Genomic DNA, 25,810 nt, shown 5'->3' with positions numbered 1-25,810 from the left:
AGCTCTACGGCTTCGGCGGATGAATGAACGCCCACGGGCTGACTTCCGAATCCCGCGTCACTTCCACCGAAATCAGATATGGCCCGTCATGGGCCAGCGCCTTTTCCATCGCCGCCTTGAACTGGTCCGGCGCGGTGACACGCGCGGCCGCCACACCAAAGGACTCCGCGAGCTTGACGAAATCCGGATTGACCAGATCGGACGCGACCACGCGGCCGTTAAAGCGCTCGCGCTGGTCGCGGCGGACATTGCCATAGGCGTTGTTGTTGAACACCAGCGTCACCACGCCGATGTTGAACTGCACGGCGGTGGCAAGCTCCTGCACGCCGAACATGAAGCCGCCGTCGCCGGTGATCGCCACCACGGGCTTGTCGGGATTGGCCACCTTGGCACCAAGCGCGGTCGGGAAGCCCGAGCCGAGCGTTCCCTGATAGCCTGACGTGATGAAGGTGCGCGGCTCGTAGATCGGAAAGCCGTACCAGGACGCGAAACCGAACTGCGACAATTCGTCGGTGACAATCGCGTTCGCCGGCAGCACCTCGCGCAGGATGTTGAGATAGGCCATCTGCGGCTGGATGCTCTGGATCTCTGCCAGCGCGGTCGCGGTGGCCTCGCGGATCGCGGCGCGGCGGCCGGCGGTCTTGCCGTAGCCGGCCTTGCTGACCGCTTGGATCAGATCGGCGGTCGCGGTCTTGGCATCGGCGACGATGGCGGTGTCGGAGATGAAGCGCCGCATCTCGACGGGATCGATGTCGATGCGGATGCTCTTCAATCCGTCGGGACGATACGGCCAGCGCGACATGGTTGGCAGCTCCAGCCGCGAGCCGATGCCGATCATGAGATCGGTCTTCGGCCATAGCTTGTAGGCGGCAGCCATCGTGAGCCCCAGCTCATGCGCGTTGGAGACGATGCCGCGCCCGCTGCGGAAGGCGACGACGGGTGCATCGATCATCTCGGCGAGCTCGAGGATTTCGTCGCGCGCCTCGATCGCGCCGCTGCCGACAAAGATCATCGGCGCCTTGCTGCTCCTGATCACCGCGGCCGCCTGGGTGATCAGATCAGGATCGGGGAGTGGCGCGGGCAGCGGCTCCAGCACCTTCGCGGCACAGGTGTCCGCGCGCTGGGTGAAGACGTCCCAGGGCATCTCGACCGAGGCGGGGCCGCGACGGCCGGACGTCATTTCCTGGAAGGCGCGCGACACGGTGGTCGGCGCGTTGCCGGGCGTTTCAATCCGATCCGCCCACTTCACATAGGTGCGCAAGGTCGCGAGCTGGTCCGGCATCTCGTGCAGATGGCCGCGGCCCTTGCCGAGAAATTGCGTCGGCACCTGGCCGGTGACGCACAGCACCGGCTCGTTGCAGCCGTAGGCGGTCAGCAGCGCCGCACTCGCGTTGAGCACGCCGGGGCCGGGCACCACGCTGAACACACCGGGCTTGCCGCTGGAGCGCGCATAGCCGAACGCCATGTAGCCGCAGGCCTGCTCGTGCCGCGCGCCGATCACCTTGAGCTGGGCCTGGTGGAAGGCGTCGAACAGGCCGTAGACCTGCGCGCCGGGCAGGCCGAACACGGTGTCGACGCCGTGGGCGACAAGGCCGCTTACGATCGCTTCGCCGCCGGTGAGGGTGGTCATTGCACTATTCCATTTCGATTGTTGTCAGGCTTCGTCGACGACGCCATTCCGTAGCATGCCGATGCCTTCGGCTTCGACCTCGATGACATCGCCGGGCGTCAGATAGCGCGGCGGATCGAACCGCGCACCGGCACCTGTCGGCGTGCCCGTCACAATGATGTCACCGGGGACCAGCGTCGCGAAGGTCGAGATATAGCTGATGAGATAGCGGAACGGGAACATCAGCCGGCTGGTCCGGTCCTCCTGCCTGAGCTCGCCGTTGACATGCGTGGTCAGACGAATGTCGGCGATCTGCGATTCCCGCGTGTAGGGCACGAGCCACGGGCCGAGGCTGCCGCTGGAATCAAAATTCTTGCCCTGCGTGACATTGAACTTGGCGTGGCGCAGCCAGTCGCGCACCGAGCCTTCGTTGCAGAGCGTGAGCGCCGCGATGTGGTCGAGCGCGGCACTTTCCGCGATGTGCCGGCCGGCCTTGCCGATCACAAGCACGATCTCGCCTTCGTAGTCGAGCTGCGCTGACGCGCGCGGGCGCACCAGCGGCGTCTCGTGGCCGACGAAGGAGCGGGGCGAGCGCATGAACATGCTCGGATATTTCGGCGCCTCCTGGCCGTCCTTGTACTCGGCATTGCGGTCGGGATAGTTGACGCCGATGCAGATGATCTTTTCCGGCGCGGGCACGGGCGGCAGCCAGGTGATGTCGCCGAGCGCATGGTCTGGCGTCAGGCTGGCTGCCTCCTCGGCAAGGCCCACGAGCTTTCCGGCGGCGATCACTTCGCGCAGCGTCGGATAGTCTTTTGCGTGGCGTGCGGAGAGATCGACGATGCCGCCCTCAAGGACGGCGCCGTACTTGGTTTCACCCTTGACGGAATAGGTGGCGAGGCGAGGGAGCTTCATTGGTGACTCTTCACTTCCTGTCGTCCCGGCGAACGCCGGGACCCATACCGCGGAATCTATCGATTGGATGAGGTAGGAGTACCGAACAACGGGTCTTCACCAAACTCCTCCCTGTGGTTATGGGTCCCTGCTCCCGTGCGCAATTGCGCACTAGGCAGGGACGACGAAGAGAGAGGCTTTGCCTGTCATCGGCATTAATCCGCCACCAGCACGTCGGCGACGAACTTCGGCTCACGCACGGCCTGCCCGCTGAACGGCGAGCCCTGCTCGAACCAGGACCGCGGCGCCGGCGCGCCCCACAGCGTCTGGCGGCGCGGATCGCGCAGCGACCAGCGCAGCGGCTCGTGGTCGTGATCGCCGGTGAAGTAGTCGCTGGTGTAGAGTTCGAGGCGGTGCCCGTCGGGGTCGCGCACGTAGAGGAAGAACGCATTCGAGATGCCGTGGCGTCCCGGGCCGCGCTCGATGTTCTTGACGAAGCCTTGCGAGGCCATCACGTCGCAGAGATGGATGATGTTCATCGCCGTCGGCGTCCAGTAGGCGAAGTGGTGCAGGCGAGGGCCCTTGCCGTTGGTGATGGCGAAGTCGTGGACATTGCCCTTGCGATGCATCCAGGCAGCCGCAATGCGCCCGTTCGGTCCGTCCTCCTCGGCATATTCGGTGAGGCGGAAGCCGAGCCGCGCGTAGAACTCGACGGTGTCCTGCACCTCGGCGGCGAAGACGTTGAAATGATCGAGCCGCTGTGGATGGCATCCCCTGTAGAGATCGTAGCGGCGAAGCAGATGCGGGCGCCGGTCCATCGCGGCGTAGAGCTCGATCTGGAAGCCGAAGGGGTCGGTGAATTGCAGCGTGCGGCCCTGGAAGGGCTGGTCGACGAAGGCGTAAGAGAGACCGTTCTCCGAAAGGAAGGAGGCGGCCTTGTCGAGGTCTTTGTCGTTGCCGACTTTGAAGCCGAGCCGGGCGCAGGCGGGCACCGCCGCCTTGCGCAGCACCAGCGAGTGATGCTGGTGCTCCTCGGCTGCGCGCAGATAGACGACCTTGTCGTCGGCATCCTCGACATGCAGGCCGACGGTGGTCTCGTAGAATTCGCGGCTGAGCTTCAGGTCAGTCACGTCGAGCACGACGTGGCTGGAGCGGATGATGTTGAACGGCGGTTCGAAGATGTGTTGCGGTACGGGCATCGGCGTTTCCCCTCGGTCTTCTGTCATTCCGGGGCGGCTCGCAGAGCCGAGCCCGGAATCCATCGCGCAGCAGAGTTGGTGGATGAATGGATTCCGGGCTCGCGCTCCGCGCGCCCCGGAATGACAATCAAATTCCCAGTTTCTGAATCTTGTGCGTGCCCCGCGCCAGCGAGACGTGCTTGGTTTCCATGTAGAAGTCGAACGAGTAGTCGCCGCCATCGCGGCCGATGCCTGAGGCCTTCATGCCGCCGAACGGCGTCGGCAGATGGCGGACGTTTTCCGAGTTCAGCCAGATCATGCCGGCCTCCAGCGCGTCGGCAACGCGCAGTGCGCGGCCGACGTCGTTGGTCCAGACATAGCCGGTCAGGCCGTAGCGGGTGTCGTTAGCGATCTCGATGGCGTCGGCCTCGTCCTTGAAGGGCAGCACGGTGAGGAAGGGGCCGAACACTTCCTCTTGCGCCACGCGCATCTTGCCGGTTGCGCCGGTCACCAGTGTCGGCTCGACGTAATGTCCGCCGCCCGGGCCGTCATAGGCCTTGCCGCCGACTGCGATCGTCGCGCCGTCCTGCCGCGCGACGTCGAAATAGGAGCACACTTTGGCCAGGTGCCGCTCGTGGATCAGCGGCCCGATCTCGGTGGCGGGATCGAGCGGATGGCCGACCTTGAGTGCCTTCACGCGCGCGGTCAGCTTCTCGATGAATGTCTCGGCAATGTCTTGCTGGATCAGCAGACGGCTCGACGACGTGCAGCGCTCGCCGTTGAGCGAGTAGATCATGAACACGACGGCATCGAGCGCGCGGTCGAGATCGGCGTCGTCGAACACGATCACCGGGTTCTTGCCGCCGAGCTCGAAATGCACGCGCTTCAAGGTCGGCGCGCCCTGAACCATGATCGCCGATCCCGTCGCGCTCTCGCCGACGAAGCCGATCGCCTTGATCGCGGGATGCTCGGTCAGGGCCTTGCCGGCCTCCTCGCCAAAACCGTGCACGGTGTTGAGCACGCCGTCGGGAACGCCGGCTTCCTTGACGAGCCTTGCCAGAACGGCGGCCGTCACCGGCGACCATTCGGCCGGCTTGTGCACGACGGTGCAGCCCGCGGCCAGTGCCGGCGCGATCTTCCAGGTCGAGAGCATGAACGGCGTGTTCCACGGCGTGATCACGCCGACCGGGCCGATCGGCACGCGGGTCGAGACGTTCCAGTGCTCGTCGCTCGGCGTGTTCTGGCCATCGCGCGCCTCGGCGCATTTGTCGGCGAAGAAGCGAAAATTCTCGGCGGCGCGGATCGCGGCCTTGGCCATGAAGCGATAGGCTTGGCCGGTGTCGATGCATTCGAGCACCGCGATGTCTTCGGCATTGTCCTCGATCGCGTCGGCGACGCGGTGCAGCAGCTTCTTCCGCATCGCCGGTCCCATGTCGCGCCAGGACTTGAAGGCCAGCGCAGCGGCGGTGGCTGCGGCGTCGATGTCCTCGGCGTTGCCGCGTGCGACGCTCGCGAGCGTGGCGCCATCGACCGGCGACTTCGTCTCGAATGTCTCACCGGAGATCGAGGCGACGATCTTGCCGTCGATCATGTGGCCGATGCCGTCGGCCCGCAGCTTCTTCAGCAGCGGTGCTGCGCGGTCGCGATTGGCCTGGAACACATCGGCTTTCGGCGTGGGCTTATCCATGGGCAGCCTCCACTTTCAGGGCGTCGTGGATGTTGTTGCGCTTCCAGCTGGTGTCCTTGTCGTTGATCTGCATGTCGAACGACAGGGCGAACTTGCTGGCGGCGAAGACGGGATCGAGATGTTTTGAAAGCGCCTGGAAGACGTGCTCGCCGGCTTTCTGACGCGTGGGAAGGTCGCGGCCTTCGCCGATGCGCAGGACCATGTCGAGAAAGCTGTAGTCCTGCCGCGCGTCCGCGATCGCGTAGTGCTCGCACCTGACAGCGCGGACGCGGATGCCGCCGAGCGGGAAGATGCCGGTCTCGACTGCCGCCTTCCGCACCACCTCGCAGACGGCGCCGATGTCGAGGCGGCCGTCGAGATTGGCCGAATATTCGATGGTGAAATGCGGCATCGCGGTTTCACTCCCTGTTTTTTTGTTCGTCTAAGCGAAGTAGCAGCTCACCGAGCCGTAGGCGCCATAATCGGCCTGAATTGTGTCGCCCTTGCGGGTCTCGATCGGACGGATGAAGGAGCCGGCGAGCACGACCTGCCCGGGCTCGAGCGCAAGGCCGAGCGGCGCGATCTTGTTGGCGAGCCAGGCCACCGCAGTCGCGGGATGATTGAGCACGCCGGCGGCAAGGCCCGTCTCCTCGAGCTGGCCGTTCCTGAAGCAGAGCGCGCCGATCCAGCGCAGGTCGGCGTCCAGCGGGCGGATCGGCCGTCCGCCGAGCACGATGCCGGCATTCGCCGCGTTGTCGGCGATGGTGTCAAAAATCTTTCGCGTCGCCTTGGTCTTGGGATCGACGCGCTCGATGCGCGTGTCCAGGATTTCCAGCGCCGGCACGACGAAGTCGGTGGCGTTGAGCACGTCGAACATCGTGCAGTCCGGCCCCGCGAGGCGCTTGCTCATGACGAAGGCGAGCTCGGCCTCGACGCGCGTGGCGATGAAGCGCTCGGTCGGGACAAGGCCGCCATCGGCAAAGAACATGTCGTCGAGCAGCACGCCTGAATCCGGCTCGTCGATATTGAGCGCGCTCTGCATCGCCTTCGAGGTCAAGCCGATCTTGTGGCCTTTGACGGTGCGGCCCTCCGCGAGCTTGAGGTCGACCCAGGCCTTTTGAATCGCGTAGGCGTCAGCGATGGTAATGCCTGGAAAATCCTGCGAGAGCTGCCGGATCTGGGTGCGGGTCTTCTCCGCCTGATGCAGACGGTTCGCGCAAGCTTGGATATCGTCGTTGGAAAGCGCCATCTGTGATCTTACAAATCGTGGTGCCCGGAGATACTTAACATGTTAAGTGAATGCGTCAAACACAATTTGGGTTTGCTGCACTGCAAACATTTTGCGGCTTGAAAGGACGACATGGCGAAGAGACCGGCTGATCCCGCGAACGGAAGTGAGCCCGCCGCACGGCAGGTGCCGATGCGCGACTTCTCGCGCTCGCTGCCGATGTCGCTGCTCAGGGCGCGTGAAGCGGTGATGCGGCAATTTCGTCCCAAGCTGCGCGAGCACGGCCTGACCGAGCAGCAATGGCGCATCCTCCGCGCACTGGCAGCCATCGAGGCCGCGGAGGTGACAGAGCTCGCGCGCACGGCATTTCTCCTCGGCCCGAGCCTGTCGCGCATCCTGCGCGATCTCGAGGCGCGCAATCTGATCGAGCGCAAGACCGCGAAGGCGGACCAGCGCCGCAGCATGGTCTCGATCTCGAAGGAGGGCGTGAAGCTGATGGCCGCGGTCGCCCCATCCTCGGAAGCGATCTACGCCGAGATCACGCAACGCTTCGGCGCGCGCAAGCTCGCCGAGTTGCAGGAGATGCTCGGTCAGTTGGAATCGTGTCTCGCTTCCACGGGCGCGAGTGACGTCACGGATGAAACGTAACGGCAAATTTGCATGATCACTTTCCAACTACGCATGACTGTCATCATTGCATAATGCGTGGGCAGCGCGATCGCCACGAAATGCGTGAAAATGCCGTGAGAAATCGCTGAGAATAGACAGCCGTCGCGGGTGTTGATCACTATTGGGTGCGCGCTCTGCGCAGTTAGTCGATGTTGGCGCAATATCAATTTACTCGTATCGGCAGAATTCGTAAGTAGCATCCGGTTCTGTATTCAGCGATAGAGCCAAGACCAAGAAGGGCCGACAAGGATGCCCGGCCCCAGGGAGGAATGAATGAGACTGACGAGACGCGACTTCGCGGCCGGAATTGCTGCCGGCATTGCCGCGCCATACCTCATCAAGAGCGCGCATGCGCAAGGCGCCACCATCAAGATCGGCATGTGCGCGCCCGTCACCGGTCCCGCCGCTGAATCCGGCGGTTACGCCATCAAGGGCGCCAAGCTCGCGCTCGAAGCTGTGAACAAAGCCGGCGGTATCCTGGGAAAACAAGGCGAGTTGATCGTCGAGGACGACCAGACCACCAATCCCGGCATCGTGCTCGCTTTCTCCAAGCTCGCCGCGCAGTCCGACATCGTCGGGTTCCTCGGCTCGATCCGTTCGACCCAGGTGCACGCGATGGCGCCCGACGTGATCAAGCTTGGCAAGCCCGTGATGATCGGCGGCACCGATCCTAACCTCACCCACATGGGCAATCAGTGGCTGTTCCGCTGCCGCCCCAATGACAGCTATTCCGGTCGCGTCATCGCCGAATACGGCGTCAATACGCTCGGCAAGAAAAAGTGGGCCGTGCTGCACTCGACCGACGCTTTTGGCACCGCCGGCGGCAAGGCGTTGACCGCCGCGCTCGAAAAGCTCGGTGCCCCCTCGGTGCTCGACCAAGGCTACGCCAACCAGAGCCAGGACTTCACCCCGGTCGTGCTCGCGATCAAGCAGTCCGGCGCCGACATCCTCGGTTCCTACTTCACGTTCGAGAACGATCTCGGCATCTTCGCCCGCCAGCTCCGTCAGCTCGGCGTCAACATCCCGTGGGTCGGCTCGCCTTCGATCGTCAACATCACCGCGCTGAAGCTCGCAGGTCCCGCGCTCTACAACACGTATGGCGTGGCGGACTATGCCGAGGATTCCAGTGAAGGTTCGAAGGCATTCGGCAAGATCTACCGCGATGCGGTCAAGGTCGCGCCCGACAACCAGAGCTCCTGGACCTTCGACGCCATCAGCGTCTTGTCGGCGGCCATCAACAAGGCCGGCACGACCGATCCGGCCAAGGTCCGCGAAGCCATCCTCGCGATCAAGAAGTTCCCGGGTGCCGAGGGCGAATACAATTTCGACCAGAACGGCGATGGTCTCCACGGCTACAACATCGTGAAGAACGAGAAGGGCAGCATCGTCTTCGACAAGCACATCGAGTTCAACGACTGACGTTGAAACGGCCTCCCCGATTTCGATCGGGGAGGTCGAACCGTCTTTCGGCGAACGCATCCGACCTCCAACAGAAGCTTGTCATGGATCTCGCCCTACAACTCCTTTTTACCGGCATCGGTATCGGCGCCGTCTACGCGCTCGTCGCGCTTGGCTTCGTGCTGATCTTCCGTGCCACCAACGTGGTGAATTTTGCCCAGGGCGAATTCTCCATGGTCGCGGCCTATCTGATGGTCGTCGCGGTCGAAGCCGGTCTGCCCTATTGGGCGGCCTTCATCGTCGCGCTGCTCGGCATGGCGCTGCTCGGTGTCATCTTCAATCTCGGCGTCTATTATCCGCTGCGTCACCGCACCTATCTGCCTGTGATCATCGCCACCATCGGCGCCTCGATCCTGCTCGCCAATTCCGTGCTCGCGATCTACGGTCCGCAGCCGCAGGTGCTGGAAGGCTGGTTTGAAACGCCCGGCATTCAAGTCGGCCCGGTCTATCTCGACAGCCAGTATCTCCTGATCATCGGCGTCACCATCTGCCTCGTGATCTTCAATTTCTGGTTCTTCGAGAAGACGCTGCTCGGCAAGAAGCTGCAGGCGACCTCGCAGGACAAGGAAATGGCCTCGCTGCTCGGCATTTCCGTCTCCACCATGATCATGATCACCTTCATCTATTCGGCGGTGCTTGGCGGCCTTGCCGGCATCCTCGTCGCACCCGTGCTGTTCGTCTCGATCCAGATGGGCTCGACGATCGCGCTGAAGGCGTTCGCGGCCACCATCATCGGCGGCTTCGGCGACGTTGCCGGCGCCATCATCGGCGGTCTTGCGCTCGGCGTGATCGAGACCTTTGGTGCGGCCTATATCTCGGTGCCCTACAAGGACGGCTTCGCCTTCCTGGTGCTGGTCGCCTTCCTGATCTTCCGGCCGCAAGGCATCTTCGGCGAACGCGTGGCGGAAAAGGCATGAGCGCACCCAGCGACAACATGCCGATTCCGGCGCCCGCCATCCGTTCGAAACCGCTCGTGATCCGGCACCTGCCGTACTTCATCGGCGCGGCGATCCTGGTCGCGCTCGCGGCCAACATGCGCTTCGACGGATACGTCCATAACATCCTGCTGCAGGCCACCACGTTCTCGATCGCGGTGTTCGGCCTCTCCGTCGTGCTCGGCCTGTGCGGCCAGATCAATCTGGCGCAGGCGGCGTTCTTCGGGCTCGGCGCCTATGCGGTCGGCATGGGCACGACGGATCTGCAGCTCAGCTTCTGGCTGTGTCTCGTCGGCGGCTGCGTGATCTCGCTGCTCGCGGGCGCGTTCCTCGGCATGTCCACGCTGCGGCTCGGCGGCCATTATCTTGCGATGGTGACGATCTCGTTCCAGCAGATCGTCACGCTGGTGATGATCAACGCGATCTGGCTCACGCGCGGTCCCGACGGCGTCCCCAACATTAAGCGTCCCGACCTGTTCCAGTCGTCGCAGAGCTATCTCGCCTTCTGCGTGGCGATGCTGGCGATCGTCGGCTACCTGGTCTGGCATCTCTCCGACACCAAGCTCGGCCGCGCCATGCGCGCCGTGCGCGACAACGAGCTTGCGGCCGGCGTCAACGGCATCGACGTCTTCCGCACCAAGATCTACGCCTTCGCGCTCTGTGCGCTGCTCGGCGGGCTCGCGGGCGGATTGTTTGCCGGCGGCTTCGCCTATGTCAGCCCCGATCAGTTCTCCTTTGCAGAATCGATCGTGTTCCTGACCATGTCGCTGCTCGGCGGCGTGGCCTCGCCGATCGGTTCTGCCATCGGCACGGGTCTCTTGATCCTGATCCCGGAATGGCTGCGCTTCCTCAAGAGCGTGCCGGGCCTGTATCTCGCGATCTACGGCCTGTTCGTGATCCTGATCATCCGCTTCATGCCCGACGGCATCTGGGGCTTTGTTGCGGACGCCTTCACGCGCTGGCGCGCCAAGATCAAGGCGCCGCCGGCAGCGGCTGCCCTGCAATTGAAGCCGGCGACGATCGGCGGCGACACGGTGCTGGAAGTCACCGGCCTGTCGAAGCATTTCGGCGGTCTCAAGGCCGTCGACGGCGTCGACATCGCCGTGAAGCGCGGCGGCGTGCATGCGCTGATCGGGCCGAACGGCTCGGGCAAGACCACGACGCTCAACGTGCTCTCGGGTCTCTATGAAGCGACAGCCGGCAGGATCGTGCTCGACGGCACCGACATCACCCACATGCCGCCGCATCAGCGCACGGCGTCTGGTCTCGGCCGCACGTTCCAGAACATTCGCCTGTTCCGTTCGATGACGGCGCTGGAGAATGTCGAGATCGGCGCCGAGCGGCCCGGCAACACCATGGTCGGGAAGGGCGACGACGCCCTGACCGAGCGGGCGATGGAGGCGCTGACCTTCGTCGGGCTCGGCAGCCGGGCCAACGAGCTGATCTCGAGCTTCTCCTACGGCCATCAGCGGCTGATCGAGATTGCCCGTGCGCTGGCCTCGAACCCGACGCTGCTGCTGCTCGACGAGCCCGCTGCCGGCCTCAACTCAACCGAGAAGCTGGAACTGCACGAGCTGCTCAAGCGCATCGCGGCGCAGGGCCTGACGATCCTGATCATCGATCACGACATGACGCTGGTCTCGGAAGCGGCCCAGCACATCACCGTGCTCAACTTCGGACGCCGTATCGCGGACGGCGAATCCCTGGCCGTGCTGCGTCATCCCGACGTCGTCTCCGCCTATCTCGGGAGCGAATGATGCCGTTGCTCGAAATCCGCAATCTGGTGGTGCGCTACGGCGAGATCGAAGCGCTGCGCGGGGTGACCTGCGCGGTGGAGCAGGGGCAGGTGGTGACGCTGCTCGGGGCCAACGGCGCTGGCAAGTCCACTACGCTGCGCGCCATCTCCGGCCTCGCCAAGCCGACCTCCGGCGACATCCTGTTCGACGGCAAGTCGATCGCAGGTCTTGGTCCGGAAGCGATCGTCCGCATGGGCATCTCGCACGTGCCGGAAGGCCGCAGGGTCTTCCCGGGTCTCACCGTGAAAGAGAACATCATGCTCGGCGCGTCCAATCGCCGCGCGCCGACCTCGGAGATCTCGCGGGAGGCGGACGCGATGTTCGACCTGTTCCCTGACATCCGGAAGTTCACCAACGCACTCGGCTGGACGCTGTCCGGCGGCCAGTTGCAGATGGTGGCGGTTGCGCGCGGCTTGATGGCCAAGCCGCGGCTGTTATTGCTCGACGAGCCCTCGCTTGGTCTTGCGCCCGTCATCGTGCAGGCCGTGTTCAAGATCATCTCGGAGATCCGGCGCAACACGACGGTGCTGCTCGTCGAGCAGAACGCGCGCATGGGCCTGTCGGTGGCCGATTACGGCTATGTGCTCGAAACCGGCCGCATCGTGCTCGGCGGCAAGCCCGACGCGCTCTGGGGCAACGAAGCGATCCGCGCCGCCTATCTCGGCGGCCATGCCAAGGTGAATGCTTAACCGGGGAGTTTCTTGATGGTCACGATCCAGGTCCAGAACCTCATCGACTTCGTCGGCGAGGTGTTTGGTCACGCAGACTCCTCGCCGGAGGAAGCGAAGCGGATCGCGACCTATCTCACCACGGCCAATCTCACCGGCCATGACAGCCACGGCGTGATCCGCGTGCCAGTCTACATCCGCTGGAAGAAGACGGGTTTCGTGGTCCCGAACCAGAACGCAGAGGTGGTTGTCGACACGCCTTCGCTCGCGGTGGTCGACGGCAAGTTCGGCTATGGCCAGACCGTGACGCCGCAGGCGGTCCGGATCGGCATCGAGAAATGCAAGAAGGCGGGCCTTGCCGCGGTTGCGCTGCGCAATGCCGGTCATATCGGCCGCGTCGGCGACTGGGCCGAGATGGCTGCCGCCGAAGGGTTGGTCTCGGTGCATTTCGTCAATGCGGCCGGCTCGCTGCTGGTGGCGCCGTTCGGCGGCGTCGAGAAGCGGCTCTCCACCGCGCCTTACTGCGTCGGCATCCCGCGCGAGGGGCAGGATCCGATCGTGCTGGATTTCGCCACCTCGGTCGTCGCCGAAGGCAAGGTGCTGGTCGCGAGCCGCGGCGGCAAGAAGCTGCCGAAGGGCGCACTGGTCGATGCCGACGGGACCCTGAGCGAGGACCCGACCGTGCTCTACGGGCCCTTCACGCCGGAAGGGCCGCGCGATCACACCAAGGGCACCGGCGCGATCCGTGCCTTCGGCGACCACAAAGGCTCGGGTCTGGCCTTCATGTGCGAGCTGCTCGGCGGCGCGCTGACCGGAACCGGGGCCACCTCGGGCGGGCGGCGCTTTGCCAACGGCATGCTGGCGTTCTATGTCGATCCGAAGGTGATTGATACCTCCCATGTGTTCGACGCAGAGGTATCGCGCTATACGGACTTCATCCGTGCCACCAAGCCGATGGCAGGGGTCGATCAGGTGCTGATTCCCGGCGATCCCGAGCGGAAAACCCGGGCCGAGCGCACCAAGAACGGCATCCCCTTGCCGGATGACACCTGGGCGGCAATAGTGAACACCGCCCGCGAGGTCGGCGTCAGCGAAGTCAGCATCCAGCGGGCGACCGCATAGGCCTTGCGTCATTGCGAGCGTAGCGCGGAGCCCCGGTTCGCGGTAACAGCAGAGCCGTGCTGTCGCGGCGCTCGTCATGGTGACGAAGGTCCAAACAACGGTCCAAGCAACAAAAGAAGGAAGGCAACGTGGCGAACAAGGTCAAGGAAATCTGGAAGTCGGGCAAGGCCGTGGTCAACGCGTGGCTCGCAATTCCCTCCGGCTTCTCCGCCGAGATGATCGCGCAATGCGGCTTCGACAGCGTCACCGTCGACATGCAGCACGGCGTGCAGGACTATCTCTCGATGGTGCAGTGCTTCCAGGCCATGGACAAGCATCCCGTGACCCCGATGGTCCGCGTGCCCTGGAACGAGCCCGGCATCATCGGCAAGGTGCTCGACGGCGGCGCCTATGGCGTGATCTGCCCGATGGTCAACACGGCGCAGGAGGCCAAGAACCTCGTTTCCTATTCCAAGTATCCGCCGCAGGGCGTCCGCTCCAACGGCCCGATCCGCGCCGGCATGTACGGCACCGCGGGCTCCTACCAGAAGACCGCGAATGCCGACACCATCCTGCTGCCGATGATGGAGACCAGGACCGCGGTCGAGAACATGGAAGCGATCCTCGACGTCGAGGGCATCGATGGCGTCTATATCGGCCCGTCCGATCTCGGCTTCTCCTACGGCCTCGAGCCCAAGCTCGACCGCACCGAGCCGGAGATTCTCGCGATCTACGACAAGATCATCAAGGAATGCGCCAAGCGCGGTCTCAACCCGGGCATCCATTGCAGCGGTGCGGAAGGCGCAGCGCGTGCGATCAACATGGGCTTCAAGCTGGTGACGTTGTCCAACGAAGTCGGCCTGATGACGACCTACGCCAAGATGCAGGTCAACGCGACCCGCAAGGATTCGGCCGGGAAGGCCTGATCTCGTGTCCCGGACGCGATGCGGCGCCTAGCGCCGCTTCGCAGAGCCGGGACCCAGTTGCTTGCGAAAGAAACGACACATGGGGCCCCGGCTCAGCAGCGCACCGTTTCACGCTGCGCTGCGTCCGGGGCACGATAGTTTTGATACAGGAGACCTGCCATGACCATCAGCCCCGTCATTCGCCTCCATCCCGATGATGGCGTGCTGATCGCGCGCGCGAGCCTGCCGCCGGGAACATTGGTTGCCGACGGCGTGACCACGGTCGAGCGCATTCCCTCCGGCCACAAGGTCGCGATCAAGCCGATCGCAGTGGGCGAGCCGGTCAGGCGCTACGGACAGATCATCGGCTTTGCGACGGTGCCGATCGCGCCGGGCCAGCACGTGCATACGCAGAACTGCGGCATGGGCGATTTTTCCAAGGACTATGCCTATTGCGCCGACGTCAAGCCGACGCCGAACTTCGATCTGCCGGCAACCTTCGAGGGCATCCGCCGCCCGGATGGCCGCGTCGCCACGCGCAACTATATCGGCATCCTCACCTCGGTGAATTGCAGCGCGCATGTCGCAAGCCTCGTCGCCGACGTCTTCAAGAAGAATCCGTTCACCGGCGACAATCCGCTCGCCGACTTCCCCAATGTCGACGGCGTGGTCGCGCTGACCCATAAGACCGGCTGCGGCATGACGCAGAACGAGCCCTTGGCGCTGCTCCGCCGCACGCTCGGTGGCTATGCGCGTCACGTCAATTTCTCCCACGTCATCGTGCTTGGGCTGGGCTGCGAGGTGAACCAGATCGGCGGCCTGATGGAGGAGCAGAAGCTCGCCGGCCGCCTGCGCGCGATGGACATCCAGGAGGTCGGCGGCACCCGCAAGACTGTCGAAGCGGGTATTGCCTTCGTGCGTGAAGCTCTCGCGGACTCCAACAAGGTCAAGCGCGAATCCGTGCCCGTCAGCGAACTCACCGTGGCCCTGCAATGCGGCGGCTCGGACGGCTATTCCGGCGTATCCGCGAATCCGGCGCTTGGGGCTGCCAGCGATCTCATCGTCCGTCACGGCGGCACCGTGATCCTGTCCGAGACGCCGGAGACCTATGGCGCCGAGCATCTGCTCACGCGCCGCGCCGTCAGCCGCGAGGTCGGCGAGAAGCTGGTCGATCTCATGCGCTGGTGGGACGCGTATACCGAGCGCGAGGGCGCCGAGATGAACGCCAATCCGAGCCCCGGCAACAAGGCCGGCGGCCTCACCACCATTTTGGAGAAATCGCTCGGCGCGATGGCCAAGGCCGGCACCACCAATCTCGTCGACGTGCTGCGCTATGCCGAGCCCATCACCAAGAAGGGTTTCATCTTCATGGACACGCCCGGCTACGATCCGGTCGCGGCGACCGGCCAGGTCGCCGGCGGTGCCAATCTGGTCTGCTTCACCACCGGCCGCGGCAGCGTGTTCGGCTGCAAGCCGGCGCCCTCGATCAAGCTTGCCACCAACACGCCCATGTACAAGCGCATGGAGGAGGACATGGACGTCAATTGCGGCACCATCCTCGAAGGCGAGGAGAGCGTCGAGCAATGCGGCCAGCGCATCTTCGAGCTCATCCTGAAGACGGCGTCCGGACAGCCGACCAAGAGCGAGAGCTTCGATTTCGGCGGTGCCGAATTCGCGCCCTGGGTGCTCGGGGCGACTATGTGAGGCTACGCGGCAGTTACGGAATGGTGACCGACAACGCCCGGAAGTAGCTTGCCGGAACATGGTCGCGCACGAAGCCGGGCAGTACGTCGGATTGGTCGAGCGTCCGCGGGTCGATGTTGCGGAGTTCCTCGATGCTTGGGATCTTCAGGTGGAAATTGCCTCCGGTAAGAAGGGTACCAAGCCCGACTAGGTTGAAGCTGGGGTCGTTTCCCTCTTTCGACGCCGGCACCTGACCTGCGAAGGTCGAGCCAGACGCGCAACGCAGCATTCGGCCGACGTGGCGGAAGTTGCCTCGCAGGCTGGGTGGAACGGCCGGGACGATGTCGTTACCGTTGACGAGCCGGAACGTGCTTTCGCTGAGAGGCTCGTAGGCTTCAAAGAAATCCTGACCGCCGGTTCGCGGCCCGCCAAACGTGTAAATGGCGGTTGCCCGTAGGCCAGCATCCAACGCCCGCAGTGCTGAGATATTTGCCAAGGCGCCGCCCATGCTGTGTCCAGTAAAGAAGAGCGGCTGTCCGGCGCCGCCACTCCTGATCGCGACTTCGATGTCTGATCGGACTGCATCGACGGCTTCGGCAAATCCCTTGTGAAGAACATTTTGACTTGGTGCGAGGGTGAAGTCGGTGATCCAATCCTTGATACTGAGCGGATCGGTGCCGGAGAGTGTGACGAAAGTCGCGCCGCGTCCGACGGCGACAATGAAGCGGGCTTTTGGCGGTACCAAACCTGTAGCGGGAGTGTCGGCACCGAAGCCGCGCATCTCTAGCCCCAGTGCCGTCAGGATATTGTCTACCTTGTCGCGGTCGTCGGTCTCGTAGGCGAGCTGCGACAACCACATCATGGCTTGCGCGTTTTCCGGTGTGAAACCTGGAGTGACAGTGAAACCATCGAGCGCGTCGGCGCGATAGGAAGCCCGCGGGAATCTGACCAGAAAGCTCATCGGAAACATCTCCTCTTTCAGGCCGCGCCACGCGTCGAGACGTTGCGCGGCAACCATTACGAACGGGAGAGTCCATCATGCGCAAAGCGGCGCGTCGGGCGCGGCTTGTGCAGGCAATGGTTCATTCGATCATAGGTAGATCACTTCGGCAAGTGTAACTCGCAATTCAGCCCGCGGCGTAGGCAACCCGTGCCCGTTGTTAGTGCTTGATCCCACCCGGAACCGGTGTTCTGCTCAAAAAAGCTGCTGGAGCACCGCACCCCGTGTCGATCTACGTCGCATTACACCACGTCACGCACTACAAATACGACCGCCCGATCGATCTTGGCCCGCAGACCATCCGCCTGCGGCCGGCGCCGCATACGCGCACGCCGGTTCTGAGCTATTCGCTCAAGGTCACTCCGGCCAATCATTTCGTGAACTGGCAGCAGGATCCGCAGGGCAATTGGCTCGCGCGCTACGTCTTTCCGGAGAAGACGACCGAGCTGAAATTCGAGGTCGATTTCACGGCGCAGATGACCGTGGTCAACCCGTTCGACTTCTTCGTCGAGCCTTATGCCGACAGCTTTCCGTTCGAGTATTTGCAGGATCTGAAGACCGAGCTCGCGCCGTATCTCGAGACCATCAAGCCCGATCGCCTGTTCGCAAAATTTCTCGACGCGATCCCACCTGAAGCCCCGAACACCGTCAACTTCCTGGTCGATCTCAATCGCGAGCTTCAAAAGCACGTCCGTTACATCATCCGCATGGAGCCCGGCGTGCAGACTCCGGAGGAGACGCTCTCCTCCGGTGCCGGATCGTGCCGCGACTCCGCCTGGCTCCTGATCCAGACCTTCCGTCATCTCGGTCTCGCGGCCCGTTTCGTCTCCGGTTATCTCATTCAGATACGCCCCGACATCGATCCGATCGAGGGACCGCCAGAGGTCGAGAACGATTTTACCGACCTGCATGCCTGGGCCGAAGTCTATTTGCCCGGCGCGGGCTGGATCGGCTTCGACGCGACCTCGGGTATGCTCGCGGGCGAGGGGCACATCCCGGTTGCGGCCACGCCGCACTATCGTTCGGCGGCGCCGATCTCCGGCGGCGCCGGCTTTGCCGAGGTCGAGTTCGAGTTCGACATGAGCGTGAAGCGCATCCGCGAGGCGCCGCGCATTACAAAGCCGTTCTCCGACGAATCCTGGACGCGGCTCAATGACCTCGGCGAGCAGGTCGACGGCGATCTCGCCGCGCAGGATGTCCGGCTGACCATGGGCGGCGAGCCGACCTTCGTCTCCGTCGACGATCTGGAAGCGGCGGAATGGAACACCGAGGCCGTCGGCCCGACCAAGCGCGCGCTCGCCGACGATCTGATCCGCCGCTTGCACACGCGCTTCGGGCCGGGTGGCCTGCTGCACTTCGGCGAGGGCAAATGGTATCCCGGTGAAAGCCTGCCGCGCTGGGCCTTTGGCCTGTACTGGCGCAAGGACGGCGTACCGATCTGGAAGAATGCCGATCTGATCGCCAGGATCGAGAATCCGCGGCGCGCCGAGGTCAAGGACGCCCAGGAATTCGTGGAGGGCGCGGCGGCGCGGCTCGGACTTGATCCCGGCTACGTCATCCCAGCCTATGAGGACACCGCGTACTGGCTCCAGAAGGAAGCCGAGCTTCCCCTCAACGTCGATCCGTCCGACTCCAAATTATCCGATCCCGAAGCCCGCGCGCGGATGGCGCGCGTGTTCGACGAGGGCCTCAACACGCCGCGTGGCTTCGTGCTGCCGGTGCAACGCTGGAACGCGCCGCCGCGCTGGCGCAGCGAGCGCTGGCAACTCCGGCGCAATCATCTGTTCCTGATGCCGGGCGATTCACCGCTGGGCTTGCGCCTGCCGATCGGCTCGCTCGGCTACATCCCGCCCAACCAATATCCTTACATCGTCGAGCAGGATCCGTTGGAGCCGCGGGGCAAGCTGCCGGTGTTCACCCTCGCCGCGCGCCCGGAATCGCCGCCGCAGGTCGCGCCCGAGCATCTCAACACGTCCGTCCCCGTCCGCACCGCGATGTCGGTCGAAGTCCGCGACGGCGTGCTCTGCGCCTTCATGCCGCCGGTGGAGCGCATCGAGGATTATCTCGAGCTGGTCGCGGCCCTCGAAGCGACCGCCGAGGAGATGCAGATCCAGGTTCACGTCGAAGGCTATCCGCCGCCGTTCGATCCGCGCATCGAGGTGATCAAGGTGACGCCCGACCCTGGTGTCATCGAGGTCAACATCCAGCCGGCCAAGAGCTGGCGCGAGGCGGTCGACATCACCGTCGGGCTCTATGAGGACGCCGGCAAGACACGCCTCGGCGCCAACCGCTTCCTGGTCGACGGCCGCCACACTGGCACCGGTGGCGGCAACCACGTCGTGGTCGGCGGCTCCAGCCCGCAGGACTCGCCGTTCCTGCGCCGGCCTGATCTCTTGAAGAGCCTCGTGCTGTACTGGCAGCGGCATCCGTCACTGTCCTATTTCTTCTCCGGCCTGTTCATCGGCCCGACCAGCCAGGCGCCGCGCATCGACGAAGCCCGGCACGACAGCATCTACGAGCTCGAGATCGCGCTCTCGCACGTGCCGCCACCGGGCTACCAGACGCCGCTGTGGCTGGTGGACCGGCTGTTCCGGCACCTGCTCGTCGACATCACCGGCAACACCCACCGCGCCGAGATCTGCATCGACAAGCTCTATTCGCCCGATGGCACCACTGGCCGGCTCGGCCTCGTCGAATTCCGCGCGCTCGAAATGCCGCCCGATCCGCGCATGTCGCTGGCGCAGCAGTTGCTGATCCGCGCGCTGATCGCAAAATTCTGGCGCGAGCCGCAACAAGGCAAGTTCGTGCGCTGGGGCACTGCGCTGCATGATCGCTTCATGCTGCCTCACTTCATCTGGCAGGATTTTCTTGACGTGCTTTCTGAGTTGAAGCAGTCCGGCTATCCCTTTGAGCCGGAATGGTATCTGGCCCAGCTCGAATTCCGTTTCCCCGCCTTCGGCCGCGTCCATCATGGCGGCGTGACGCTGGAATTGCGTCAGGCGCTGGAGCCCTGGCACGTGCTGGGCGAGGAGGGCTCGGCCGGCGGCACGGTGCGCTACGTCGACAGTTCGGTCGAACGACTTCAAGTGAAAGCTGAGGGCTTTGTCGAGGGCCGCCACATCGTGACCTGCAACGGCCGCCGCCTGCCGATGACCTCGACCGGTCGCTCGGGCGAAGCCGTGGCCGGCGTCCGCTTCAAGGCCTGGCAGCCGGCCTCCGGCCTGCACCCGACCATCCCCGTTCACGCGCCCCTGACCTTCGACCTGATCGACACCTGGAACGGCCGCTCGCTGGGCGGCTGCGTCTATCACGTCGCCCATCCCGGCGGGCGCAGCTACGACACCAAGCCCGTCAACACCTACGAGGCCGAGGCGCGGCGGCTGGCGCGCTTTCAGGACCACGGCCATACGCCGGGTCCGATGCAGCCCCCGCCCGAGGAACGCACAAATGAGTTTCCGCTGACCCTCGACTTGCGGACCCCGCTCCTGCAATGAGAATGATGGTGGGGCAGGGAGAGGCGCATGGGCGAGGGCGCAGCCGAGCAGGACGACAAGACGGGTAAGGCGCGAGGTCAGCGCGAAGGCCAGCGCCGCCTCGCGCAATGGGTCCGCGACTATAGCCGCCTGCCCGGCATCCCCGACGAGTTCCTGGGGCCCGACGGCGCCCCCCGCGCGGTCTGGAGCCGCTTCTTCGACGCCTTCGGCGCGCTCGCGCCGGACGAGATCGAACGGCGGTTCGGCATGGCCGACCGCCATTTGCGCGAGGCCGGCGTCACCTACCGTGCGCCCGGCGACAGCGCCGATCGGCCGTGGTCGATCAGCCATCTGCCGCTGCTGATCGACGAGGCCGACTGGAAGCAGCTGTCCGCCGGCATCACCCAGCGCGCCGAGCTGCTCGAGCTCGTGCTGCGCGACATCTATGGCGAGGGGCGGCTGGTCGCGGAAGGCGCGCTGCCGGCCGCCGCGATCGCCGGCAGTCCCGAATATCTCCGTCCCGTCTGTGGCGTGCCGCCGCCGGGCGGGCGCTATCTCTCGCTCTATGCCGCCGATGTCGGCCGCGGACCCGACGGGCGCTGGTGGGTGCTCGGCGACCGCACGCAGGCGCCCTCAGGCGCGGGCTATGCGCTGGAGAACCGCCTGGTGCTCTCGCGCGCCTTCTCCGATCTCTACAAGTCGATGAACGTGCCGCGCGTCGCGCCGTTCTTCGAGGCGTTTCGCGACAGCCTGCGTGCGCGCGCCGATCGCGACGAGCCGCGCATCGGCGTGCTCACGCCGGGCAGCTTCAGCGAGACCTATTTCGAGCACGCAACCCTGGCGCGCTATCTCGGCTTTCTGCTGGTCGAGGGCGACGATCTCGCCGTCAGCGACAACCGTATCCACATCCGCACCGTCGCCGGCCTCAAGCGGCTCGACGTGCTCTTGCGCCGGGTCGATTCCAACTCGCTCGATCCGCTCGAGCTCGATGCCTCCTCGCATCTCGGCGTGGCCGGCCTGATCGACGTGCTGCGCAAGGACGGCGTCGTCGTCGCCAACATGCCGGGCTCGGGCGTGCTGGAGGCGCGCGCGCTGCTCGGCTTCCTGCCGGCCCTGAGCCGCCGCCTGCTCGGGCAAGAGCTCAAGATGCCGCATATCGCGACCTGGTGGTGCGGCCAGCGCAACGCGCGCGACGAGGTGTTGTCACGGCTCGACGAGGTCGCGATCGAGGGCGCCTATCGCCGCGGCGTTCCCGGCTTCGACAGCAATGGCCCGGTGCTCGCGAGTGAGCTCGACGCCGCCGGGCGCCAGCGTCTCGTCGACGCCATCAGCGCGCGCGGCATGGACTATGTCGGCCAGGAGATGGTGCGGCTTTCGACCATGCCGGTGTGGGAGCAGGGCCAGCTCACGCCGCGTCCCTTCGTGCTGCGCGTGTTCGCGGCCGCGACGGCCGACGGCTGGGCTATCATGCCCGGCGGCTTCTGCCGGATCGCCGAGCAGGCGGACGCGCGCGCGGTGTCGATGGGCGACGGCGCGCGCGCCGCCGACGTCTGGGTGGTCTCGGACAAGAAGGTCTCGATCGCGACGCTGCTGCCCGCGACCGACAAGGTGCGGATCCGCCGCATCGCCGGCGTGCTGCCGAGCCGCGCCGCGGACAATCTGTTCTGGCTCGGCCGCTATCTCGAACGCGCCGAGGCAACGCTGCGGCTGGTGCGCGCGCTGGGTTCGCCGAGCGGGCCCAACAAGGGCACCGCTGCCTCGCTGCAATCGGCCGACCGCATCCAGCGCCTGCTGGTGGCGTGGGGCGCGATCTCGCAGGCCTCGCGCACGGCGCCGGGGCGCATCGTCGCCGAAGCACTGCAGAGCCCGGAGCGTTTCGGCTCGGCGCTGTCGCTGGTGCGCGCGGCGCAGCGCACGGCGACATCCTTGCGCGAGCGGCTGTCGCCCGACGCCTGGCAGGTCATCACCGAGATGGCCGATCGCCTCGCCTACGAGGTCGAGGACGACGACGACGTGCTGAGTGCGGCCGAACTGACCTTGCAGGAGCTTGCGAGCTTGGCGGGGCTGGCGCAGGAGAACATGAACCGCGCCGCCGGCTGGCGCTTCCTCGATATCGGCCGCCGCACCGAGCGCGCCATCAACACCACGCGCTTCGCGCGCCAGTTCGCCTATGACGAGGCCTGCGACGAGGACCTCGATATCCTGCTGACGCTGGTGGATTCCCAGATCACCTACCGCTCGCGCTATCTGCTGGCGCCGATCCTGGCGCCGGTGCGCGATCTCGCCGTGCTCGACAGCTACAATCCGCGTTCGGTCGCGTTCCAGGTGACGACGCTGAACGAGCACATCGCTTCGCTCCCGAGCCTGAAGGAGCACGGCCTGATCGAGCAGCCGCAGCGGCTCGCGGTGGCGGTGCAGTCCATGCTGGCCACCGCGGAAGCCGAGAAGCTCGAGGTCAAGACCCTGTTCTCGCTGGAGCAGGACCTGCTCAGCCTCGCCGAGGCGATCGGGCTGCACTACTTCCCGCACGGCCCCAATGCGAGCCGGCCGGAAAAGCTGACGGGGCTGGCGTGATCTACGACATCCGTCACGTCACGACTTACGAATACGAGAGTCCGGTCAGCTTTGCCCGCTGCACGCTGCGGCTGGAGCCGAAGAGCGGCGACGGTCAGGAGCTGATCTCGCACAGGGTCGAGATCCGGCCGCGCCCGTCCGAGCGCCACGTCCGCCGCGACTTCTTCGGCACGCTCACCGAGAGCGTCGTGATCGAAACCGCGCACCGAAACTTGCGCATCGACTCGCGCTCGCGCGTGTCCGTCTCGCGCAAATCGCCGGCGCGCGATGCCGTCAGCCCGCCCTGGGAAAGCATCCGCGACATCGCGTTTGAAGCAACGAGCCTCGGGCCGTCCTCGCCGGTCGGCTACGTCTTCGCGAGCCCGCTGGTGCCGGTGCTGCACCCCGTCAGCGCCTATGCGGCCACGAGCTTTGCGCCAGGCGCAGGGATCCTCGCCGGTGCGACCGATCTCATGCATCGCATCCGCACCGAATTCCGCTACGATCCGAAGGCGACGGTGATCTCGACGCCGCTTGGCGAGGTCTTCGACAAGCGCCACGGCGTTTGCCAGGACTTTGCCCATGTGATGATCGCAGGGCTACGCGGGCTCGGCCTTCCGGCTGCCTATGTCAGCGGCTATCTCCGTACCATTCCGCCGCCGGGCCAGCCGCGTTTGCAGGGCGCCGATGCCACCCATGCCTGGGTGTCGCTGTGGTGTGGGGCTGAGCTTGGCTGGGTCGATTTCGATCCGACCAATGATTTGCTGGTCGCCAACGATCACATCGTGCTCGCGGTCGGCCGCGACTTTTCCGACGTCTCGCCGGTCGACGGCATCATCGTCGGCTCGCCGAAGCAGAAGCTCGGCGTCGCCGTGGACGTGCTGCTGGTGGAATAAAAGCGGTCTTGACGGGCCCGGCCAGGCTGTGTCGCGCCCCGACTGCAACCGTGATGTCGCAGGGCACAACAGCAACATATTTCCGTAAATTCGTCCCGGCGTTTGGTCACTTGGCCCAAGATGGGCTATGCTGGCCGTTGCGTCGAAGACACGAAATGAGACGTCGGGAGCTGGCGTGGGACACCACCGACGAGCGGGGCTGCATCCATGATGACGTTACCGAGACTGGCGGCTGAATCCCTGGAGAAAGTGCTGGGCTCGTTCATGCGTCGCAGGTACGGCGAGTCTCCCGCGAACATCGTCGAGAGCGCGACGCGCACCGCGATGGAGTGCATTGGCAACAGCGACGCGCTCTACCACAATGTCGAGCACACGATGCTGGTGACCCTGGCGGGCCATTCCATCCTCAGCGGCCGATATCTCCACACCCACCTCGAGGCCGCGGATTACGTCCACATCCTGATCGCGTGCCTCGCCCACGACATCGGCTATGCCCGGGGCCTGTTCGAGGAGGATGACAATGACGGCTTCGTGATCGACGCGGCGGGCACCAAGGTTTCATTGCCGCGCGGCGCCTCGGATGCCAGCCTGATGATGTATCATGTCGACCGGTCGAAGCTCTATGTCATGCGGCGGCTGCAGCATATCCCGGGGCTGGACCCGGAACGCATCGCCAGCGCCATCGAGGGCACTCGCTTCCCGGCCCGCGAAGGCCAGGACTACGACGACGAAGCCTCGATCCTGCGTGCCGCCGATTTCATCGGCCAGCTCGGCGATCCCAACTATCTGCGCAAGGCCAACGCGCTCTATTACGAATTCGAAGAGGTCGGCATCAATCGCCAGCTCGGCTACGACTCGCCCGCCGACATCGTGAACCGCTATCCACAATTCTACTGGAACAGCGTCGCACCGCACATTCAGACCGAGATCGGCTACCTCAACAAGACCGAGATCGGCCGGCAGTGGATCGCCAATCTCTACAGCAACGTGTTCCGCGCCGAACGCGAGATCTCGCTGTCTGGCCCGCAGAAATAGCCCCCGTAGCCCGCATGGAGCGAAGCGGAATGCGGGGACGCCTGTATCCGCGAATCCCGGATTGCGCTGCGCTCCATCCAGGCTACGGCCTCTCAACTCCGTGAGCAAATCATGCAACAAAAAACCATCGCCACGGATATCCTCGACATCGCCTATCTCGAATACGGCGCACCGGATGGCTGGCCCTGCATCATGGGCCACGGCTTTCCCTACGATGTGAACGCCTATGCCGAGACCGCGCCGCTGATCGCGGAAGCCGGCGCGCGGGTGCTTGTGCCCTGGCTGCGCGGCTACGGGCCGACGCGGTTCCGGTCCGCAGCGACGCTGCGCTCCGGTGAGCAGGCGGCGCTCGGCGCCGATCTGCTGGCTTTCATGGATGCGCTTCGCATCGAACGCGCGGTCGTCGGCGGTTACGATTGGGGCGGACGCGCGGCCTGCGTGGTCTCGGTGCTGCATCCCGAGCGCGTGATCGCCCTCGTCTCCGGCAATTCCTACAACATCCAGAACATCGCGCGTGCGATGGAGCCGGCTTCGCCACCGGAGGAGGCGGCGCTCTGGTATCAATATCTCTTCCACAACGAGCGCGGCCGCCGCGCGCTGGAGCGCAACCGGCGCGGCTTTGCGCGCCAGCTCTGGGCGATGTGGTCGCCGAAATGGGGCTTCGACGACGCGACGTTCGAAACGAGTGCGGTGGCGTTCGACAATCCTGATTTCGTCGATGTCGTGATCCACTCCTACCGTCATCGCTATGGGCTGGTCGAAGGCGATCCCGCCTATGCCGCGATCGAGGCCAAGCTCGCCGCGCAGCCGCCGGTCCGTGTCCCGACGATCGCGGTCGACGGCGACAGCGACGGCGTCAATCCCGGCACCGCCCATCATGCGCCCAAATTCGAAGGCGTGTTCGAACGGCGTGTCTTCGCTGGAGCCGGCCACAACCTGCCGCAGGAGCGGCCTGCCGAATGGGCGCGCGCTGTGCTCGACGTGCGGAAAGCAGCCTCGTAAAGCCCGGCTTTCCCGCCCCGCCGCCCGGTCGCCCGATTTTTCGCGACTTCGGGAACCTTTT

The 25,810-nt window shown here is 65.0% G+C and carries 20 protein-coding genes; 13 read left to right on the top strand and 7 right to left on the bottom strand.

Annotation, left to right across the window (positions count from 1 at the left end):
* Positions 1-4: 4 nt before the first annotated feature.
* The 6 genes from AB7G19_RS30930 to hpaH all read right to left on the bottom strand — a co-directional run bounded on the left by AB7G19_RS30930 (position 5) and on the right by hpaH (position 6,596).
* Positions 5-1,630 (bottom strand): thiamine pyrophosphate-dependent enzyme, encoded by a 1,626-nt coding sequence (locus AB7G19_RS30930; RefSeq protein ID WP_085403913.1) that lies wholly within the window; start codon positions 1,628-1,630, stop codon positions 5-7.
* A 24-nt stretch (positions 1,631-1,654) separates the two neighbouring features.
* On the bottom strand, positions 1,655-2,524 hold the full coding sequence (locus tag AB7G19_RS30925) for a fumarylacetoacetate hydrolase family protein (protein WP_085403912.1): 870 nt from the start codon (positions 2,522-2,524) through the stop codon (positions 1,655-1,657).
* A 194-nt stretch (positions 2,525-2,718) separates the two neighbouring features.
* Complete coding sequence (hpaD, locus tag AB7G19_RS30920) at positions 2,719-3,702, bottom strand: 3,4-dihydroxyphenylacetate 2,3-dioxygenase (protein WP_085403911.1); 984 nt, start codon at positions 3,700-3,702, stop codon at positions 2,719-2,721.
* A 127-nt stretch (positions 3,703-3,829) separates the two neighbouring features.
* Positions 3,830-5,368 (bottom strand): 5-carboxymethyl-2-hydroxymuconate semialdehyde dehydrogenase, encoded by a 1,539-nt coding sequence (gene hpaE / locus AB7G19_RS30915; RefSeq protein ID WP_085403910.1) that lies wholly within the window; start codon positions 5,366-5,368, stop codon positions 3,830-3,832.
* Complete coding sequence (locus tag AB7G19_RS30910) at positions 5,361-5,759, bottom strand: 5-carboxymethyl-2-hydroxymuconate Delta-isomerase (protein WP_085403909.1); 399 nt, start codon at positions 5,757-5,759, stop codon at positions 5,361-5,363. Before AB7G19_RS30910 ends, hpaE begins: the two co-directional genes overlap by 8 nt.
* Before the next feature lie 30 nt (positions 5,760-5,789).
* The gene (hpaH, locus tag AB7G19_RS30905; RefSeq protein WP_085403908.1) at positions 5,790-6,596 is read right to left on the bottom strand and encodes a 2-oxo-hept-4-ene-1,7-dioate hydratase; all 807 of its coding nucleotides are present in this window, start codon (positions 6,594-6,596) and stop codon (positions 5,790-5,792) included.
* A 111-nt stretch (positions 6,597-6,707) separates the two neighbouring features.
* On the opposite strand from hpaH, the gene hpaR reads away from it, so the two are divergent.
* The 8 genes from hpaR (at position 6,708) to AB7G19_RS30865 (ending at position 15,811) form a co-directional block, all read left to right on the top strand.
* Positions 6,708-7,223 carry a homoprotocatechuate degradation operon regulator HpaR gene (gene hpaR, locus AB7G19_RS30900; protein WP_085403907.1) on the top strand — a complete coding sequence of 172 codons (516 nt, stop codon included), beginning with the start codon at positions 6,708-6,710 and terminating at the stop codon, positions 7,221-7,223.
* A 294-nt stretch (positions 7,224-7,517) separates the two neighbouring features.
* Entirely contained in the window at positions 7,518-8,663 is a 1,146-nt protein-coding gene (locus AB7G19_RS30895; protein ID WP_085403906.1) for an ABC transporter substrate-binding protein, read from the top strand.
* 83 nt (positions 8,664-8,746) lie between these two features.
* The gene (locus AB7G19_RS30890) at positions 8,747-9,619 is read left to right on the top strand and encodes a branched-chain amino acid ABC transporter permease (RefSeq protein ID WP_071915720.1); all 873 of its coding nucleotides are present in this window, start codon (positions 8,747-8,749) and stop codon (positions 9,617-9,619) included.
* The gene (locus AB7G19_RS30885) at positions 9,616-11,394 is read left to right on the top strand and encodes a branched-chain amino acid ABC transporter ATP-binding protein/permease (RefSeq protein ID WP_085403905.1); all 1,779 of its coding nucleotides are present in this window, start codon (positions 9,616-9,618) and stop codon (positions 11,392-11,394) included. Before AB7G19_RS30890 ends, AB7G19_RS30885 begins: the two co-directional genes overlap by 4 nt.
* Positions 11,394-12,122, top strand: coding sequence for an ABC transporter ATP-binding protein (locus AB7G19_RS30880; protein WP_063986556.1), 729 nt, complete (start codon positions 11,394-11,396; stop codon positions 12,120-12,122). Before AB7G19_RS30885 ends, AB7G19_RS30880 begins: the two co-directional genes overlap by 1 nt.
* Before the next feature lie 15 nt (positions 12,123-12,137).
* Positions 12,138-13,223, top strand: a complete 1,086-nt coding sequence (locus AB7G19_RS30875) for a malate/lactate/ureidoglycolate dehydrogenase (protein WP_085403904.1) — start codon at positions 12,138-12,140, stop codon at positions 13,221-13,223.
* 128 nt (positions 13,224-13,351) lie between these two features.
* Complete coding sequence (locus AB7G19_RS30870; RefSeq protein ID WP_028157190.1) at positions 13,352-14,128, top strand: HpcH/HpaI aldolase family protein; 777 nt, start codon at positions 13,352-13,354, stop codon at positions 14,126-14,128.
* 159 nt (positions 14,129-14,287) lie between these two features.
* Complete coding sequence (locus AB7G19_RS30865) at positions 14,288-15,811, top strand: UxaA family hydrolase (RefSeq protein ID WP_071915717.1); 1,524 nt, start codon at positions 14,288-14,290, stop codon at positions 15,809-15,811.
* 13 nt (positions 15,812-15,824) lie between these two features.
* Here AB7G19_RS30865 and AB7G19_RS30860 read toward each other — a convergent pair whose 3' ends face one another.
* Positions 15,825-16,751: a lipase family protein gene (locus AB7G19_RS30860; protein WP_161495909.1), complete on the bottom strand. Its 927-nt coding sequence runs from the start codon at positions 16,749-16,751 to the stop codon at positions 15,825-15,827.
* A gap of 263 nt (positions 16,752-17,014) precedes the next feature.
* Between AB7G19_RS30860 and AB7G19_RS30855 the strand changes: the two genes are divergently transcribed.
* From AB7G19_RS30855 to AB7G19_RS30835, 5 genes are all read left to right on the top strand, one after another.
* Positions 17,015-20,284, top strand: coding sequence for a DUF2126 domain-containing protein (locus AB7G19_RS30855; protein WP_441268723.1), 3,270 nt, complete (start codon positions 17,015-17,017; stop codon positions 20,282-20,284).
* Between the two features lie 27 nt (positions 20,285-20,311).
* Positions 20,312-22,837: a circularly permuted type 2 ATP-grasp protein gene (locus tag AB7G19_RS30850; RefSeq protein ID WP_135214867.1), complete on the top strand. Its 2,526-nt coding sequence runs from the start codon at positions 20,312-20,314 to the stop codon at positions 22,835-22,837.
* On the top strand, positions 22,834-23,712 hold the full coding sequence (locus tag AB7G19_RS30845; RefSeq protein ID WP_085403900.1) for a transglutaminase family protein: 879 nt from the start codon (positions 22,834-22,836) through the stop codon (positions 23,710-23,712). The genes AB7G19_RS30850 and AB7G19_RS30845 overlap by 4 nt, the downstream gene beginning before the upstream one ends.
* Positions 23,713-23,919: 207 nt before the next feature.
* Entirely contained in the window at positions 23,920-24,747 is an 828-nt protein-coding gene (locus AB7G19_RS30840; RefSeq protein WP_441268722.1) for a metal-dependent phosphohydrolase, read from the top strand.
* Between the two features lie 111 nt (positions 24,748-24,858).
* Positions 24,859-25,749 carry an alpha/beta fold hydrolase gene (locus AB7G19_RS30835; RefSeq protein WP_085403898.1) on the top strand — a complete coding sequence of 297 codons (891 nt, stop codon included), beginning with the start codon at positions 24,859-24,861 and terminating at the stop codon, positions 25,747-25,749.
* Positions 25,750-25,810: the final 61 nt, after the last annotated feature.

This window comes from Bradyrhizobium sp. 215_C5_N1_1, assembly GCF_052075935.1.
GTDB classification, from domain to species: Bacteria; Pseudomonadota; Alphaproteobacteria; order Rhizobiales; family Xanthobacteraceae; genus Bradyrhizobium; species Bradyrhizobium barranii.
The sequence above is the reverse complement of the archived record's forward strand: the minus strand, read 5'-3'. Positions and strand labels throughout refer to the sequence as shown.